At 69.6% G+C, this 15,691-nt stretch carries 15 protein-coding genes, 1 tRNA gene and 1 pseudogene; 14 read left to right on the forward strand and 3 right to left on the reverse strand.

Translation table 11 applies throughout. The features are described 5' to 3' along the window. The first annotated feature begins 263 nt into the window (after positions 1-263). The 5 genes from lon to U2P90_RS00425 all read left to right on the forward strand — a co-directional run bounded on the left by lon (position 264) and on the right by U2P90_RS00425 (position 5,337). Entirely contained in the window at positions 264-2,720 is a 2,457-nt protein-coding gene (gene lon / locus U2P90_RS00405) for an endopeptidase La (RefSeq protein ID WP_322473305.1), read from the forward strand. Between the two features lie 116 nt (positions 2,721-2,836). Next, a complete protein-coding gene (locus U2P90_RS00410) occupies positions 2,837-3,262 on the forward strand; it encodes a hypothetical protein (protein ID WP_322473306.1) in 426 nt (141 codons plus the stop codon). Between the two features lie 40 nt (positions 3,263-3,302). Further along, complete coding sequence (locus tag U2P90_RS00415; protein WP_295822242.1) at positions 3,303-3,830, forward strand: YqgE/AlgH family protein; 528 nt, start codon at positions 3,303-3,305, stop codon at positions 3,828-3,830. An 82-nt stretch (positions 3,831-3,912) separates the two neighbouring features. Beyond that, positions 3,913-3,987, forward strand: a tRNA-Asn gene (locus tag U2P90_RS00420). Positions 3,988-4,338: 351 nt separating this feature from the next. Next, the gene (locus U2P90_RS00425) at positions 4,339-5,337 is read left to right on the forward strand and encodes an MBL fold metallo-hydrolase (protein ID WP_322473307.1); all 999 of its coding nucleotides are present in this window, start codon (positions 4,339-4,341) and stop codon (positions 5,335-5,337) included. 105 nt (positions 5,338-5,442) lie between these two features. On the opposite strand, the gene U2P90_RS00430 is transcribed toward U2P90_RS00425, so the two are convergent. Then, positions 5,443-8,358: an insulinase family protein gene (locus tag U2P90_RS00430; RefSeq protein WP_322473308.1), complete on the reverse strand. Its 2,916-nt coding sequence runs from the start codon at positions 8,356-8,358 to the stop codon at positions 5,443-5,445. Positions 8,359-8,478: 120 nt separating this feature from the next. Between U2P90_RS00430 and U2P90_RS00435 the strand changes: the two genes are divergently transcribed. From U2P90_RS00435 to U2P90_RS00470, 8 genes and pseudogenes are all read left to right on the forward strand, one after another. Beyond that, complete coding sequence (locus U2P90_RS00435; RefSeq protein ID WP_322473309.1) at positions 8,479-9,426, forward strand: Ig domain-containing protein; 948 nt, start codon at positions 8,479-8,481, stop codon at positions 9,424-9,426. Next, on the forward strand, positions 9,423-9,902 hold the full coding sequence (locus U2P90_RS00440) for a hypothetical protein (RefSeq protein ID WP_322473310.1): 480 nt from the start codon (positions 9,423-9,425) through the stop codon (positions 9,900-9,902). Before U2P90_RS00435 ends, U2P90_RS00440 begins: the two co-directional genes overlap by 4 nt. Beyond that, on the forward strand, positions 9,899-10,582 hold the full coding sequence (locus U2P90_RS00445; RefSeq protein ID WP_322473311.1) for a hypothetical protein: 684 nt from the start codon (positions 9,899-9,901) through the stop codon (positions 10,580-10,582). The genes U2P90_RS00440 and U2P90_RS00445 overlap by 4 nt, the downstream gene beginning before the upstream one ends. A gap of 45 nt (positions 10,583-10,627) precedes the next feature. Next, positions 10,628-10,831, forward strand: a complete 204-nt coding sequence (locus U2P90_RS00450; protein ID WP_295816267.1) for an RNA-binding S4 domain-containing protein — start codon at positions 10,628-10,630, stop codon at positions 10,829-10,831. Beyond that, entirely contained in the window at positions 10,825-11,373 is a 549-nt protein-coding gene (locus U2P90_RS00455) for a DUF1684 domain-containing protein (RefSeq protein ID WP_295816351.1), read from the forward strand. Before U2P90_RS00450 ends, U2P90_RS00455 begins: the two co-directional genes overlap by 7 nt. A gap of 299 nt (positions 11,374-11,672) precedes the next feature. Continuing rightward, positions 11,673-12,761 carry a PP2C family protein-serine/threonine phosphatase gene (locus tag U2P90_RS00460; RefSeq protein ID WP_295816268.1) on the forward strand — a complete coding sequence of 363 codons (1,089 nt, stop codon included), beginning with the start codon at positions 11,673-11,675 and terminating at the stop codon, positions 12,759-12,761. 165 nt (positions 12,762-12,926) lie between these two features. Continuing rightward, positions 12,927-13,838, forward strand: a complete 912-nt coding sequence (locus U2P90_RS00465; RefSeq protein ID WP_322473312.1) for an aminoglycoside phosphotransferase family protein — start codon at positions 12,927-12,929, stop codon at positions 13,836-13,838. A gap of 90 nt (positions 13,839-13,928) precedes the next feature. Further along, positions 13,929-14,087: pseudogene (locus tag U2P90_RS00470) on the forward strand (VOC family protein); the annotation flags it as partial. On the opposite strand, the gene U2P90_RS00475 reads toward U2P90_RS00470, so the two are convergent. Then, positions 14,027-14,833: a Crp/Fnr family transcriptional regulator gene (locus tag U2P90_RS00475; RefSeq protein ID WP_380101603.1), complete on the reverse strand. Its 807-nt coding sequence runs from the start codon at positions 14,831-14,833 to the stop codon at positions 14,027-14,029. The pseudogene U2P90_RS00470 and the gene U2P90_RS00475 sit on opposite strands and share 61 nt — an antisense overlap. 38 nt (positions 14,834-14,871) lie before the next feature. Then, a complete protein-coding gene (locus U2P90_RS00480) occupies positions 14,872-15,105 on the reverse strand; it encodes an indolepyruvate ferredoxin oxidoreductase subunit alpha (protein ID WP_322473314.1) in 234 nt (77 codons plus the stop codon). A 104-nt stretch (positions 15,106-15,209) separates the two neighbouring features. Between U2P90_RS00480 and U2P90_RS00485 the strand changes: the two genes are divergently transcribed. Then, positions 15,210-15,635: a hypothetical protein gene (locus U2P90_RS00485; protein WP_322473315.1), complete on the forward strand. Its 426-nt coding sequence runs from the start codon at positions 15,210-15,212 to the stop codon at positions 15,633-15,635. Positions 15,636-15,691: the final 56 nt, after the last annotated feature.

A 15,691-nucleotide genomic window follows, 5' to 3' on the forward strand; every position in this document is an offset into this window, starting at 1 on the left:
AGTATCGCGGGGCGGGTCCGGCGCGTGGTTCGGTGAATGACCCGTCAGGTTCGGTGAGGTTGCTGTCAGGTGCCGGGGCGTAGACTTTCAGCGTGATCAACGGGTTGTAGGCCGTTTGGCAGAGGGCGCAGGCTTGCTTGCCTCACTCTACTAAACTTGATATACTCGCACTCAAGTTCTCCGGTAAAGCGCTTGGCTATGTAAAGCGGAACGCCGCACCGGAAACCCGACCAGAGCTCCATCTGGGCGAAAGGAGTTACGCGATGCCCACCGAGAATGTCACCCTCCCCAAGAATGTCCCCGTCTGCCCGGTGCGTGGCAGCGTGATCTACCCCACGATGGTGCAGCACATCGACGCCAGCCGCTCCCTCTCCATCGGGGCCATCGAGGCGGCGCTGGCCGGCGAGAAGGTCATCCTGATCGTCTCGCAGCGTGACAAGGATATCGACGACCCCCAGGGCGCGGATCTCTACGACATCGGCACCGCGTGCAACGTGCTGCGTGTGCGTAAGAACCCGGACGGCACCGTGCAGATGCTCGTGTCGGCCGTGGCCCGCGTGAAGGCGAGCAACTACACCCGGGGCGACTTCTTGCGCGCCGACATCCAGCCCCTGCCCGCCACGCCCGACAAGGCCGTGGAACTCCAGGCGCTGAGCCGGGAACTCAAGGAAAAGTTCGAGCTGATCGCCTCGGGTGGCAAGCTGAACGCCGAGGCCGTACAGACCATCAACGGCAAGGACGAGATCGGCGAGATGGCCGACCACATCGCCTTCAATCTGGACTTCAAGCTGGAGGACAAGCAGGCGCTGCTGGAGGCCGCGAACGTCACGGCGCGCATCCGCAAGCTGCTCACGCTGCTCGACACCGAGCAGGAAGTGCAGGCCGTGCAGGCCAAGATCCGCGCCCAGGTCAAGGAAGAGATCGACAAGAACCAGCGCGAGTACTACCTGCGCGAGCAGATGAAGGTCATCCAGAAGGAGCTCCAGGGCGGTGAGGACGGCGAGGACGGCGACGAGGCCGAGCAGTTCCGCGCCAAGATCGAGGCCCTGGATCTCAAACCCGAGATCCGCAAGGAGGTCGACCGCGAGGTCAACCGCCTGGCCCGCATGCACCCCGACGCGGCCGAGGCCAGCGTGATCCGCACGTACCTGACGTGGATCACCGAGCTGCCCTGGAACACCCGCAGCGAGGATCGCCTGGACGTGGCCGAGGCTGCCCAGGTGCTCGATGATGACCACTACGGGCTGGACAAGGTGAAGGATCGCGTGCTGGAGTTCCTGGCCGTGCGCCGCCTGCGCAAGGAACGCGCCGAGCGCGGTGAACTGAGCGCCGAGGAAGTCAACAAGGGGCCGATCCTGGTCTTCACCGGCCCTCCCGGCGTGGGCAAGACCAGCATCGCGCAGAGCATCGCCAAGGCGCTGGGCCGCAAGTACGTGCGCATCGCCCTGGGCGGCGCCCGCGACGAGTCGGACATCCGGGGCCACCGCCGCACGTACATCGGCGCCATGCCCGGCCGCCTGATCCAGGGCCTGCGCACCGCCGGCACGAAGAACCCGGTCATCCTGCTCGACGAGGTCGACAAGCTGGGTTCCAGCTACCAGGGCGACCCCAGCGCGGCGCTGCTGGAAGTCCTCGACCCGGCGCAGAACCAGAACTTCACCGACCACTACATGGGCGTGGCCTTCGACCTGTCGGAAGTCATGTTCATCGCCACGGCGAACTACCCCGAGCAGATCCCCCCGGCGCTGATGGACCGCATGGAGGTCATCGAGTTCAACTCCTACATCGAGCAGGAGAAGCTGGAGATCGCCAAGCGCTACCTGATGCCCCGCCAGCTCACCGCCAACGGCCTGAAGCCCAACCAGATCACGTTCACCGACGCCACGCTGGAGAAGCTGATCAGCCACTACACCCGCGAAGCCGGCGTGCGCAACCTGGAACGCGAGATCGGCACGGTGGCCCGCAAGGTCGCCCGACGCATCGCCACCGGCGAGGTCAAGCGCGTGAAGGTCACCGACAAGGAACTCGACCGCTACCTGGGCCAGTCGCGCCACAGCCCCGAGACCGAGAACAAGGAAGATATGGTCGGCGTCTCGACCGGCATGTTCTACACGCCGGTGGGCGGGGACATCCTGTTCGTCGAGACCTCGATCAGCCCCGGCAAGGGCCTGGTGCTCACCGGACAGCTGGGCGACGTGATGAAGGAATCGGCCCGCGCCGCCCTGACGTACATCAAGGCGAACGCCGAGCGCTTCCACATCGATAAATCCCGCGTCGACGACAGCGAGATCCACGTGCATGTCCCGGCTGGCGCAATCCCCAAGGAAGGCCCCAGCGCCGGCGGCGCGATGGTCACCAGCCTGATCAGCGCCCTGAGCGGCATTCCTGCCCGCCACGACGTCGCCATGACCGGCGAGATGACCCTGACCGGCCGCTACCTGCCCATCGGCGGCCTGAAGGAAAAGGTGCTGGGAGCCCGCCGCGCCGGGATCAAGCACATCATCCTGCCCAAGGCCAACGAGGGCGATATCCGCGATATCCCCGCGCACCTGCGGGCCAGCATGACCTTCCACCCCTGCGAGACCGTGGACGAGGTGCTGAACGTGGCCCTGGTCGGCGGCATCAAGGCCCTGGAGACTCCGCGTGACGGCAGCGCGGTCGTGCCCGCCCCCCCGGCCAAGCGGCGCACCGGTCGGCGCGGCACCGGCGCAAGCGCGTAAGGCTCGACCGGCTCCCGTGACCCCCGCCTCAGAGGTGGGGGTTTTTTTGGTGCAAGGTGCTATACGGTGGACACACGACAGCATCCTCGGAGGCACCACAAAATTTGGGAGGCACGATGCTCAGTCAGCAGGGAAGGAAACCTAATTGTTGGTTACATCTCGGCTTAGGGTGCCTGTGCACTATCTTCTCAGGGTGTGCAACAACCAGCGAGAAGCTCCAGGGCAACTGGGAATGTAATAGCTCGCTGACAGACTACCGCGAGAATACATTAGACCTCAAGGCGACAGGAAATGATAGATTTGAATGGTCATCTCACGACCTAAAAAATAAAACCAAGAATTCAGGGGCTGCAAGATATGAATCTAGAACGAATAATTTGATATTCAAAGAAATAAACGGAAATAATACATGGGGTATGCATGTTGAAAGCATGGAGCAGCTGACGATGGATGATGAGCGTACGCGGTGCTTCAAAATAGGAGGCGATTACAACCTGATCTTTGAGACGTATACACGGGTTGAATTATCAACACCGAGTTGATTAAGCCCTGTCCCCACTCCTGCCCCGCTATCCTGTGCACATGAGCGGGCCTGTTACGTTCTTAGTCGCCAGCCCTCACCTGCACGGCGGGGTGTTCGGGGGCTCCGTGATCCTGCTGCTGGAGCACGACACGGGCGGGGCCATGGGCCTGATCGTGAACGCGCCGCTGCCCCAGACGGTCTCGGAGCTGATGGCCGAGGCCCCGGCACAGGATCAGCCCGGCTGGCTGGGCGGCCCGGTCGATCCGACACTGGGCTGGTGCCTGTACCGCGAACCCCTGGGCCTGGACGGCGAGATCCGCGTGGTGGACGGTCTGATGGTGAGCTCCAGCCTGGACGTGCTGCGGGCCGTGATCGACGGTGGGCAGGAGTACCGCCTGGTGCTGGGCTACGCCGGCTGGGGCGCCGGACAGCTGACCGAGGAATCGCGGGAGGGGGCGTGGGTGTGGGTCGAGCAGGACACGCCGGATCTGCTGTGGGACGTGCCGCCCGAGCAGCAGTGGGCCGAGGCGCTGCGGCGGCTGGGGGTCACGCCGGGAACGATCATGCCGGGCGGGGCCCAGGCGTAGGCGCGGCGCTGTACAGGTCTTGCACGCGCCGGGGCTGCATGCTACTCTCCCTCCTGCGCCTGAAAACGGCGGGCCACCATGATCGGCAGTAGCTCAGTGGCAGAGCGTTCGACTGTTAATCGAATGGTCGCTGGTTCGACCCCAGCCTGCCGAGCCAAGCATCCCAGCCTCCCCCGCGGAGGCTGGTGTTGTTTTGGGGCCATCCCCGGCAGCACCGTTCCCGGTCGTCCGTTGGCCTGTGAGCCGTCACGCTCGTGACGGCAGGCAGGGCGGGTGCGCCCGCGGCGTCCTCCCTTGCCCACCCCTGGATCCCACCGCCCGGCGGGGCTGTCCAGCACAGAGCATCGTGGCGGCAGCTCGGTGAGGGGGCTCCGGTGTCGCCACTCCCCTGCAGCTGGATGGGGGCCAGCCCCTACCGCGCGTGATGAACGGAACGGCAAGGAATGTTGCAGGAAGACGCGGGGTCATCCACTTAACATGGAACGGTTCCACACTTCTAGGAGGCCCCATGACCGACCCCAACGACACCGGACGCCCCACTCCCCTCGCCCGACGTGACGCCCTGCGCCTGCTGGGCGCGGCCGGTCTGGTCACCGCCGCCGCTCCACTGGCCCACGCCCAGGCCACGCCGGCGACCCCGGCCTCGCCGTCCCAGGCCCCGGGGGCGGGCATGGCCATGAACGGCAACGGGTTCTACCGCCAGAAGATCGGGGACGCGACCGTGACGGTCGTGAGCGACGGCACCGCGCCGCTGGCGGCCCTGCTGCCCACGTGGGGGGCCAATCCCGACCGACAGGCCGAGTTCGCCGGGGCGCTGGCGGAGTACAGCGTGCCCGCGACGAACACGGTGAACCACTTCAACCCGGTCGTGGTCGAGAGCGGCGGCAAGCTCACACTGATCGACACGGGGCGTGGCGGCACGGGCGGGCAGCTCGTCGCCAACCTGGCCCGCGCCGGCATCCGGCCGGAGCAGATCGAGACGGTGTTCATCACGCACGGGCACGGCGACCACATCGGCGGGCTGACCACGAACGGGCAGCTCACCTTCCGGAACGCCCGGCACGTGATGGGCGCGGCCGAGTTCCAGTTCTGGACGACCCAGGCCAACCCGAACGACGCCGTCAAGAACAACCTGATCGCCCAGAAGGACAAGTTCACGCTGATCCAGCCGGGCCAGGAGATCACCGCCGGGCTGACCAGCGTGGCGACCCCCGGCCACACCGCCAACCACCTGAGCGTGATCGGGCAGAGCGGGTCACAGGGCTTCATGGTGTTCGGGGACGCCGCCGGGCACTTTCTGCTGTCGCTGAAGTACCAGGGGGCCTACGTGGGCTTCGACACCGACGGAGCCCAGGCCGCGCAGACCCGCCAGACGATCTTCGCGCGTGCGGTGGACGAGAAGCTGTGGGTCACGGGCTACCACTTCCCCTTCCACGCCATCGGGCACCTGCGCCGCGCCGCGCCGGGATCGTACGAGTACGAGCCGGCCGTGTGGAACTGGAGCTGATCCAGGGCACGGAGGAGGGGGCGCAGCCGTCATGGCCCGCCCCCTCGTTCACAACGGAGAAGCGGCAGGCCGGAATTCCCCTGGCCTGCCGCTCCTCTGTGACCTTCAGATCGCCTGGACGTCGAATGCCAAGTTCAGGTCGCGCACGTCCTCGTTGGGATCCTGCCCGGCGACCAGGGCGTAGGCGGCGTGCTGCGGTGTCAGGTAGGTGTCCATGACGCGCCGCAGGTCGTCCAGCGTGACCGCGAGCAGGCGGGCCTTGTACGCCTCCTGCACCTCGGGGGTGTAGCCGGCCTGATCGCCGAAGAAGCGCATCCGGCCGATGGTATCGGGGCTGGTCAGCGGATCGAGGAGCTTGCTGGCCGACAGGATGGCCTCGGTGAGTTCCTGCTGGCCCAGTTCGGTGTTCAGGAACTGGCGGGCGTCGCGGAAGACCTCGAAGGTGCGCCGCACGTTGGGATCGCGGTAGGAACTCATGGTGAACACGCCCTCGCGGGTGTCGAAGCCCGCGCCGCCGCCGTAGGCCCCGCCCTTCTCGCGGATCTCCTTGAGCAGGTAGCCGCTGCGCAGCAGGCGCGACAGCACCAGCAGCGCCGGGCTGTCGGCATGCGTGTAGGGCACCGTGCGGAACGCCACCGCGTTGAACGCGACCGGCGAGTCCGTGGTGCGGGCCTGCGGGCGCCGGGGGGCCGTGTCCGGGCGCGGCGCGCCCACCGGCGCGTCCCCGACGAAGGCCGCCGTGACGGGCGTGAGGTCGAGGCCAAGATCGCCCTCGGTGGCGGTCACGCACAGCACGGGCGTACCGGTCAGGAGCAGGGTGTGGAGGCGGTGCAGGCGCACGAGCAGGTCGTCCAGGCCGCCGTCTTCCACGATGGTCTTCAGCGACGCCAGCGCCGAGAGACCGCTGAAGTGCTCGGTGATGACCCCGGCCGGGCTCACCTGCGCGGCGGCGAGGCGCTCGGCGTAGGCGTTGCCACCCTGGAGGATGCTGGCCTTGAGGCCGGCGAGCCGCTGCCGGAGCAGCTGTTCCAGGCGGTCACGGGTGAACAGCGGCGTGGCGATCACGTCGCGCAGGACGTCCACCAGCGCGGGCGCGTTGCGGGCCAGCGCCTTGCCGGAAAAGGTCAGGCTCAGGCGCAGCGCCGACAGGTCGTCCGGGCGGGTGCCGACCCCCACGCTGGCGCCGATCCCACCCGTCACGGCCTCGATCCGGCGGGCAAGGACGGCGTAGTCATCCCCGGCCGCGCCGCCGCGCGTCACGGCGAAGGCGTACAGCGGCAGGGTATCGAGCAGGTCGGCCGGGACATCGGGCAACCTGACCTGCACGTCCACGTAGGTCAGGCCGCCGGTCGGCTGGGGCACGCGGGCGACCGTGGCGCGGCCCTGAGACTCGACCGTGTAGGCCACGCGGGGCACGCGGGGAGGCACGTCCGACAGGGCCAGGGTGGGCAGCACGTCGGCCGGCTTCTCCTGCCCCTGGAGTTCTTTCAGGCGCAGGCTCTCCGCGACGATGCGAGTACGATCCTCGTCGGTGAAGTCGGCGCTCAGGCGCGTGACCAGGGCCTGTTCGTCGGCCTCGGTGCGCTCGGCCAACTGGGGATCGGGCGCGAGTTCCAGCGTGACGCGGTGGGGGTTGTCCAGCAGCTGCCGCTCGATCATCGGCTCGAACACGCGGCCCCGCGCCAGATCGTCCCGCAGGTGGGTCAGCTCGGTCTCCAGGCGCAGGCCCGTGACCGGGTCGCCGCCGTACAGCCACGGCCCCAGCAGTCGGAACATCACCTGCAGGCCGTAGGGATAGCCGGCGTTGCTGACCTCCTTCTGCGAGATCTCGAACTGGTGCAGGCTGCTCTCGATGAGCTGGGGATCGATGCCCTGCGTGGCGATCTCGCGCAGGGTGGAGAGCACCAGCGCCTCGACCTCCGGGGCCTTTCCGGCGGGCAGCCCCTTGAGGCCGGCGGCGAAGGCCCCCTCGCGGAAGGAGTCGCGGTAGCCGCTGAGATCCGCCAGCCCCGCGCCCAGGCCGGACTCGATCAGGGGGCGCGTCAGGGGCGCGGCCGGGTTGCCCAGCAGCACGTCGCTCAGCACACTCCAGCGCAGGTTCGCGTCCGGATCGCTGGTGTGGCCCAGCTTCCACGCCACGCTGACCTGCGCCCCGCGCTCGGTGTCCGAACCGGGGTACGTGACGGTCTCGCGGCGCGGCTCGGCGAAGGCCGCCTGATCCGGGATGCTCACGTCCAGCTCCTGCCGCGTGAAGTGCGTCAGGACGTGCGATTCGATCTCGGCCAGGATGCGTTCCAGGGGCAGTCGCCCGTAGGTGTAGAAAAAGGCGTTGCTGGGGTGGTAGTGCGCCGCGTGGAAGGCCCGCAGGCCCTCGTAGCTCAGGTTGGGGATGTCCTGGGGGCTGCCGCCGGAGTTGTTCGCATAGGTCAGGTCGGGGTACAGCGCCTTGCCGAACGCCCGCCACATGACGGCGCCGGGGGCGGCCATGGCCCCCTTCATCTCGTTGTAGACGACGCCCTGGAGTTTCAGTGGGCTGGTGGGATCATCCGGCGTCTCGAACTCGAAGCGGTGCCCGTCCTGCCGGAAGGACTCGTAGCGCATCAGCGGGAAGAAGGTGGCGTCCAGATACACCGAGAGCAGGTTGAAGTAGTCCTGCTCGTTGCGGGTGGAGAAGGGGTAGGTCGTCCAGTCGTTGCTGGTCATGGCGTTCATGAAGGTGTTCAGCGACCGGGGCAGCATGGCGAAGAAGGGATCGCTCACGGGGTACTTCTGGCTGCCCATCAGGACGATGTGTTCCAGGATGTGGGCCACGCCGGTGGAGTCGCGGGGCACCGTCGGGAAGGTGACGCCAAAGGCGCTGTTGTCGTCGTCCCGCACGACGTGCGCGTGCCGGGCCCCGAGGTCGTGCGCGAGCAGGATCAGCGTGCCCTGCATCTCGGGCAGGGATTCCACGCGCTGCACGGTGTACCGGCCCAGACGGTCGCCCACGCGGGGCAGGGCGGCAGAGGTGGTGGCAGTCATCCTGGAAGTCTAGTGCAGCCACCCGGCGTCAAGCGTGCGTGGGCGCGCAGTCAGGGGCGCTGTGGACACCACATGCCCTCCTCATGGGGAGCGCACGCCGCGCCGCGTACACTGCGGGACATGGTTCCCCTGACCTCCCTGCGCCGCGCCGCGCTGGCCCTGCTGCTGGGCACGGCGCTGGCCTCCTGCGGTCAGCAGACGACCGGTGCCGCGACCAGCGGCAAGGACGCGCTGTACTTTGCAGACAGCGCCAGCGGCCTGCCGCCCATCTACGTGAACGAGCCCTACACGGCGACGCTGGCCGTGGCGGGCGGCGTGGGGCCGTACTCGCTGCGCCTCGCGTCGGGCAGCCTGCCGCCCGGCGTGAAGCTGGACGCCTCGCAGCGCACCCTGTCGGGCCAGCCCACCAAGACCGGCACGTACACCTTCACGCTGGAGGTCACGGACTCCACGCTGAGCAGCAAGGCCGGCGAGTACACCCTGAACGTGCAGGAACTGCCGCCCCTGGCGATCACCCCCACCCTGCCCAGCGGCGAGGTGCGCGGCGAGACCCGCATTCCGCTGACCATCACCGCGCCGCGCGGGGCACGGGCCGCCCACGTGTCGTGGACCCTGCCGGCAGGCGTGCAGGTCACGCGCATCCAGAACGCCGATCCGGGCGGTCTGCTGTTCTGGCGTCAGCAGGGCACGACGCTGCTGCTCGACATGGGGTTCCGCAAGGTGCCGCGCACCGGCACGCGCGTCGCGCTGGTCACGGTCAAACCGGCCAAGGCCGTGACCTTCAGCGCCGGCAGCATGACCGTCGAGGCCCGTGGGGCCGATGGAGCCGTGGTGGGCGTGCCGAACGCCGCGCCGGCGACCACCCCCGCCGAGGGCACGTCCCCCACCACCGCGCCTGCGCCCGCCGAGACCACCCCCACCACGACGCCGACCCCGACGGATCCGGATACCACCGACGCGGCTCCTGCCGAGACGCCCGCCGACGCGCCCGGCACCGATTCGGGAACGCCGCCGCCCATGAATCCGCCGGATCCCACGCCGCCCGAAGAAGACGGAGACCAGCCGTGAGGGGCGTCCTGCGTGCCGTGGTGGCCGGGGTGACCCTGGCTCTGCTGCCGGTCGCCGGCGCGACCACCGCCCCACCCCTGACGCTGGCGCAGCAGGCGAAGAAGGCCGACGTGGTCGTGCGGGCCACCCTGGGCACGGCGGTGACCGTGACCGAGGGCGGCGTGGCGTATCAGGTCTATCCCCTGACGGTCGCGGAGACGCTGGCCGGGGACGCCGGCCGCCTGCCGCAGTACCAGGGCAGACCGGCGCTGTACGTCATGCAGGGCGTGGCCGACCTGCCCACCCTGACGGCCAGCCAGGAGGTCATCGCGCTGCTGTACGACCGGCGGCTGGACAGCCCCATCGTGGGCTTCAACCAGGGCCTGTATCCGGTGAGCGCCGGCAAGGTCAGCGGCGCGAAGGACAGCGCCGGCAAGGACATCACCGATCTGGCGGCCCTGCGCGACGCGATCCGCGCGTCGCGGGAGGCGAAGTGAAGCGGGCGCTGACGGGGCTGCTGCTCGCCGCCGCCCTGCTGGGAACCGCGCAAGCCGCATCGGTGAAGCTGCGCCCACAGGGCGACGTGCTCACGAAGGCCGTCCGGGACGCGCTGGCGGCCCTGAGCAGCAAGGAACTGCCGGTCACGCTGGACACCAGCGCCGGCCCACTGCTGCTGCTGGGGGGCAGCGGGGCCAGCGCCGCGCCCTTCAACCCGGATGTCGCGGCCAGGATCGTCACGGTGGGCGGCGAGCGGCGCATCGAATTCAATCCGCAGGGGCCGCTGCCGCTGGTGGACGCCGTGAAGGCCGAACTGACCCGCGAACTGGGCCTGAGTGCGTGGACACCGGCCGCCGCCCGCGCCCGCCTGAGCGGGGCCGACCTGAACGGCGATGGCAAGATCACCCTGGCTGACCTGGCGATCCTGATGGGCAACTACGGCAAGACCGGCGCAGTACCCGGCGACCTGAACCAGGATCAGCGGGTCGACGACGCCGATCTGAAGCTGTTCAGCACGCAGTACACGCTGAACGTGCCCGAGAAGGCCCCGGCCACCGCGCCGACCACGCCCGCCACGACGGCGCCCACCACGCCAGCTGCGCCGGCCACGGCCCCAACGGCACCGGCGACGACGCCACCGGCCACCACGCCCACCCCGCCGCCGGCCTCGACACCCTGAGCCCGGGTCACGGAACCCGGCCCACAGCCCTGCTACCCTGGCCGCATGACCCGCGCCGATCAGGACACCATCGACCTCCAGGACTTCCTGAAACTGACCGGACTGGTGCAGACCGGCGGTGAGGCGAAGTTCCGGGTGCAGGGCGGCGAGGTGCGGCTGAACGGCGAGGTCGAGACGCGGCGGCGGCGCAAGCTGCGGCGGGGCGACCTCGTGGAGTACGCCGGACAGCGCCTCACGGTCGACTGGTGAGCAGCGCGTACAGCGAGGCGGTGCTGGACTTCCGCCGGCGCAAGGACGCGCATTTCGCGGCCGGACGCGGCCCGGTCAGCACCGAGTCCTTCACGGGCCTGACGTACTACCCGCCGGACGAAGCGTGGGCGTTCCGGGTGCCGCTCCACACCGCACCGGACGCCGCCGCCCCGTTCACGCTGGACACGAACACCGGGGAGCCGCGCAGCATGAGCGCCCTGGGCACCGTCACCGTGGCCCTGCCCGGCGGCGAGCGCACCCTGACGGTGTTCGCGCCCCTGGGCGAGGAGCAGCCGGCGCGGGTGTTCCTGCCCTTCCGGGACGCGACCAGCGGCACGCAGACCTACGGTGCGGGCCGTTATCTGGACGCACCCCTGACCCGCGAGGACGGCGAGGTGTGGGTGGACGTGGACTTCAACATGGCGTATCACCCGTACTGCGCCTATGGCGAGGGCTGGACGTGCCCGCTGCCGCCCCCCGGCAACCGCGTGCCGGACGCCATCCCAGCGGGCGAGCGCCTGCCGGACGCCGGTCGGCCGTAATCCGCGTGCGGCGGGCCCGGGCCGTCTGGCCAGCGGTCGTCCTCCCGGCCTCCAGAGGCGTCCAGACAACCTGCGGGTGCCGCCGGCGGCGTGGCACCGCCCGGCGCCGCATGACACCGCCCAGGGTTCAGCACCCCATGGGCACCGTCGTACACGCAAATGAACGGACGTTCAATTGCGGTGGCCGGGTTCCTCATGTCCAGTTCACCCTGCGGCCCGACCGGTATCGGCGCCCGTGCGCCGTCGCAGACGTGAATGATTGTGGAGAGATGTAAGAAACGGTGACTTATATTGGCTTCATGCGCGCTTCCGCGACGCCTGCCATGTCGTCAGGTCTCCTGACAGATGTGGGTCGTCAGCGGCAGGGAGGGGTCAACCAGGATGCTGCCCTGGCCCTCGACCTGCCGCGTGGCGGACTGTACGCAGTAGCAGACGGCATGGGCGGCCACGCGGCCGGCGAACTCGCGGCCAATCTGGCCCTGGACGCCCTGAGCCAGCATTATCTGGATGCCCGCAGCTCTCCTCCGGTGCGGCTGGCCGAGGCCGTGCAGGCCGCGAACATGGCCGTGCTGCGGCACGCCGTCGGGGAGTACGTGGGCATGGGCACGACCCTGCTGGTCGCCCTGATCGACCGGGGAGCCGTCACGGTCGCACACGTGGGGGATTCACGGGCGTATCTGCTGCGGCGCGGCGATCTGTACCGCCTGACCGAGGACCACTCGTGGGTGGCCGAACAGGTGCGCCTGGGGCACATGACCGAACAGGAGGCCCGCGACCACCAGTGGCGCAGCGTGGTCAGCAATGCCCTGGGCGGCGAGGAACGCGTCCGGCTGGAACTGTTCGGCTTTCCCGCGCAGGCCGGCGACCGCCTGCTGCTGTGCAGTGACGGGCTGAGCGGCGTGGTGCTCGACCACCAGCTGCTGGAGCTGCTGGGGCGCTCGACCGATCCGGACGACACGGCGCGGGCCCTGGTGAACGCGGCGAACGACGCCGGTGGCCCCGACAACATCACGGCCGTGGTGGTCGACGTGCACCGTGACGTCCGGCTGCCGGCGTATCCGCTGCCGCAGCGCATGGAGGATGGCCCCACCTACGTGGACGTGCTGCTCAGCGCCCAGCGGGGCAACAGCCTGATCACCTACCTGCTCCTGATGATCGCGTACTTCACGCTGCTGGGCGTCATGCTGATTCCCGAACGCCGCGTGCTGCTGGGACTCACCGGCACGACCCTGCTGGTGTGTGTCCTGATCGGCCAGCGCCTGTGGATGGCCCGCCGCTCCGGCACCGTCCTCAGCCGCCCCACCGCGTCTCCGGATCGTCCGGCCACTGCGTCGCCGCCCGGCACGCTGACCGGCCGGGATCACCCCGCACCGGATTCCCGGCACTGAACGGCCGCGCACCGGTCTACCGTCACGATTCCGCCCGACCGGCCGGTGAGGGATCGACGCCGCGTCGCGCGGGCTGACGCGGAGGCCGGCGTCACAGGCAGGAGGCCCGGCCCTCTGCCCTCTGGCGTATGCGCCGGCCGTGCAGAGCGGGTACGGTGGCAGGCGATGACCGATGTTCCGATCCGGAGGCATGTGGACGAGGCGGCGACCGACACCGCCCTGGTGACCCGGCTGATCGCGGCGCAGTGCCCCCGGTGGAGCGGAGCGCCTGTGACGCAGCTGCAGCATTCCGGCACCGACAACGCCGTGTACCGCGTGGGGCGGGGCCTCGTGGTGCGCCTGCCCCGACGCACCTGGGCCGCGGGCGACGTGGCCAAGGAGGCGGCGTGGCTGCCCCGGCTGGCCCCGCTCCTGCCACTGGACGTGCCCCGGCCGCTGTTCGTGGGCGTGCCGGGCGAGGGGTTCCCGTTCCCGTGGGCGGTGTATCCGTGGCTGGATGGAGTCGAGGCAGGGCTGGACACCGTGCGTGACGGGCACGAGCTGGCCCGAGACCTCGCGGCCTTTGTGGCCGCGCTGCGCTCCGTGCCGCGCCCGCAGGGGAACGCGCCGCAGGGTTCCCGGAACGGCACACTGCAGGGCCGCGACGCGGACACCCGAGGGGCCATCGCGGACAGCGCGGCCCTGCTCGACCCCGCGCCGGTGCTGGCCGCATGGGAGGCGGCCCTGGCCGCGCCCGCGTGGGATGGCACTCCGGTCTGGATCCACGGCGACCTGAAACCCGGTAACCTGCTGGCGCACCGTGGACGCCTGAGCGCCGTGATCGACTGGGGCGGCCTGACGCTGGGCGATCCGGCGGTCGATCTGCAGCCGGCGTGGAACCTGCTGGACGCCCCGGCCCGCGCGACCCTCCGCGCCGCACTGGACGTGGACGAGGCCCAGTGGGCACGCGGGCGCGGCTGGGCGCTGAGTGTCAGTGTGATCGCCCTGCCGTGCTATCTGTACAGCAACCCCGAACTCGCCGCCGTCTGCCGCCGCACCATCCAGGCCGTGCTGGACGAGGGCACTGCTCCATGCTGAGGGTCATGTGGGGCGTGCTCCGTACCGTGGCCTTCTGGTGCGCTGCCCTGGACGACCGCCCCGCGAGAACACCCCGGTGACGACCGGGCGGTGCTGGTGCCCGTGCAGGAGGAGGGCGTGCCGCTCGCCATCAAGCTCATCACGTCGCCCCGCGCGCGGCGGCATCACCTCGACCTGTACGCCACGGATCAGCCGGCCGAGATCGAGCGGCTGCTCGCCCTGGGGGCCACGCGGCCCGAGTGGCGCCACGAACCGGACGCCGATGACGTCGTACTGGCCGATCCGGACGGCAACACCTTCTGCGTGGTCGAGAAGGGCGGGTAGACCCTATCCGTCGCCCGCGAGCCGCTGGAGTTCGGCAGGGTCACGACCGTCACGCAGCGGCGGTGCAGGTCGATCCAGCCCAGGCGGTAGAACTCGCCCAGTTTCCGGCTGATGATCTCGGGGACAGTGCCCAGCAGTGCGGCCAGTTCGCTGTTGGTCGGCAGGGCGTGTGGAGTCGGCTGTTCCAGCAGGTACGCCGCCAGCCGGGCACCCACGTCACGGAAGACCAGGGCGTCCAGGCGGCGGTGATGCTCGGCGTCGCGCCGGGCCAGATGCGCGATCACCGCCCCAGCCAGCGCCGGTGTGTGCAGGATGGCGTGACGCAGCCGGTCGGCGGGCAGGGTCAGGACGGTGGTGGGGGTGACGAGGGCCTGGGCGTGGGCCGCATGACGGTGGTCACCGCCGAGCACGCTGGCCAGTTCGAGCACGTGCCGGGGGCCATCCACGCCCAGCGTGAATTCCCGCCCACCGCGCTGGGTACGGAATACACGCACACTGCCCACCGCGACGATGTACAGGACATCCGCCGGATCCCCGGCACGGAAGACACCGTCACCCCGCTCGAACGTGGCGAACCGGGCGTGGCGGGCCAGGCCCTCCAGCGTGTCCAGACCGGCGTCCTGAAACAGGGGGGTCAGGGCCAGCAGGGCCAGGGCGTCCGGAGCGGGCATGGGGTCATGCTGCCACGCCGGTGCCGACTGGACGGCCGTCAGAGGAAGACGTCCCGGTTCCGGGCGATGGACGCGGCATGTTCAGCGGGTACGTCCGTGTCCTGGAAGATGGCGTTCACCGGGCAGGTCACGGCACACAGGCCGCAGTTGATGCACTCGCCTGGGTCGATCACGAACTGGTCGCCGGCATCGTGGATGCATTCGACAGGACAGACTTCGGTGCAGGCGGCATCCTTCACGCCCGCGCAGCCGGTGGTGATCACATAAGCCATGCTCCCAGCGTGCTCCCGCCGGGTCAGGACGGCCATGACTTTGGTCAAGGCGTCCCACAGGGACAGCACACGTGAGCCGGGCCGCCGGCTCCTACCATCCAGCCATGACCCACGCACCGATGGCCGATCCCCCGACCACTCCGGCCCAGACTGCCGCGCGCGTGTTGCTGGGCAGCGCGATGGTGCTCGCGGGCACGTCGCACCTGACTGTCGCCAGAGACGACTTCCAGGCACAGGTGCCGGTGTGGCTGCCGCTGAACAAGGACTTCGTGGTGCTGGCGTCCGGCGTGGTCGAGATCGGCCTGGGCGCGGCGCTGCTGGCCCTGCCGCGCGAGCGGCGCACGGTGGGCTGGGTGCTGGCGGCGTTCTACGTGGCGATCTTCCCCGGCAACATCTCGCAGTACCTGTCGCATCAGAGCGCCTTCGGGCTGGACACCGACCAGAAGCGCCTCGTGCGGCTGTTCTTCCAGCCGGTGCTGGTGTTGTGGGCACTGTGGAGCACCGGCGCGTGGCCCAGGCGGCGGGGCTGAGCGGGCGGGGCTGACCGTAGCCGGACGCACGGCGGCGGCGCGGCCCTGACCCGACA

Origin of the sequence: Deinococcus sp. AB2017081 (assembly GCF_034440735.1) — a bacterium.
GTDB lineage: Bacteria > Deinococcota > Deinococci > Deinococcales > Deinococcaceae > Deinococcus > Deinococcus rufus.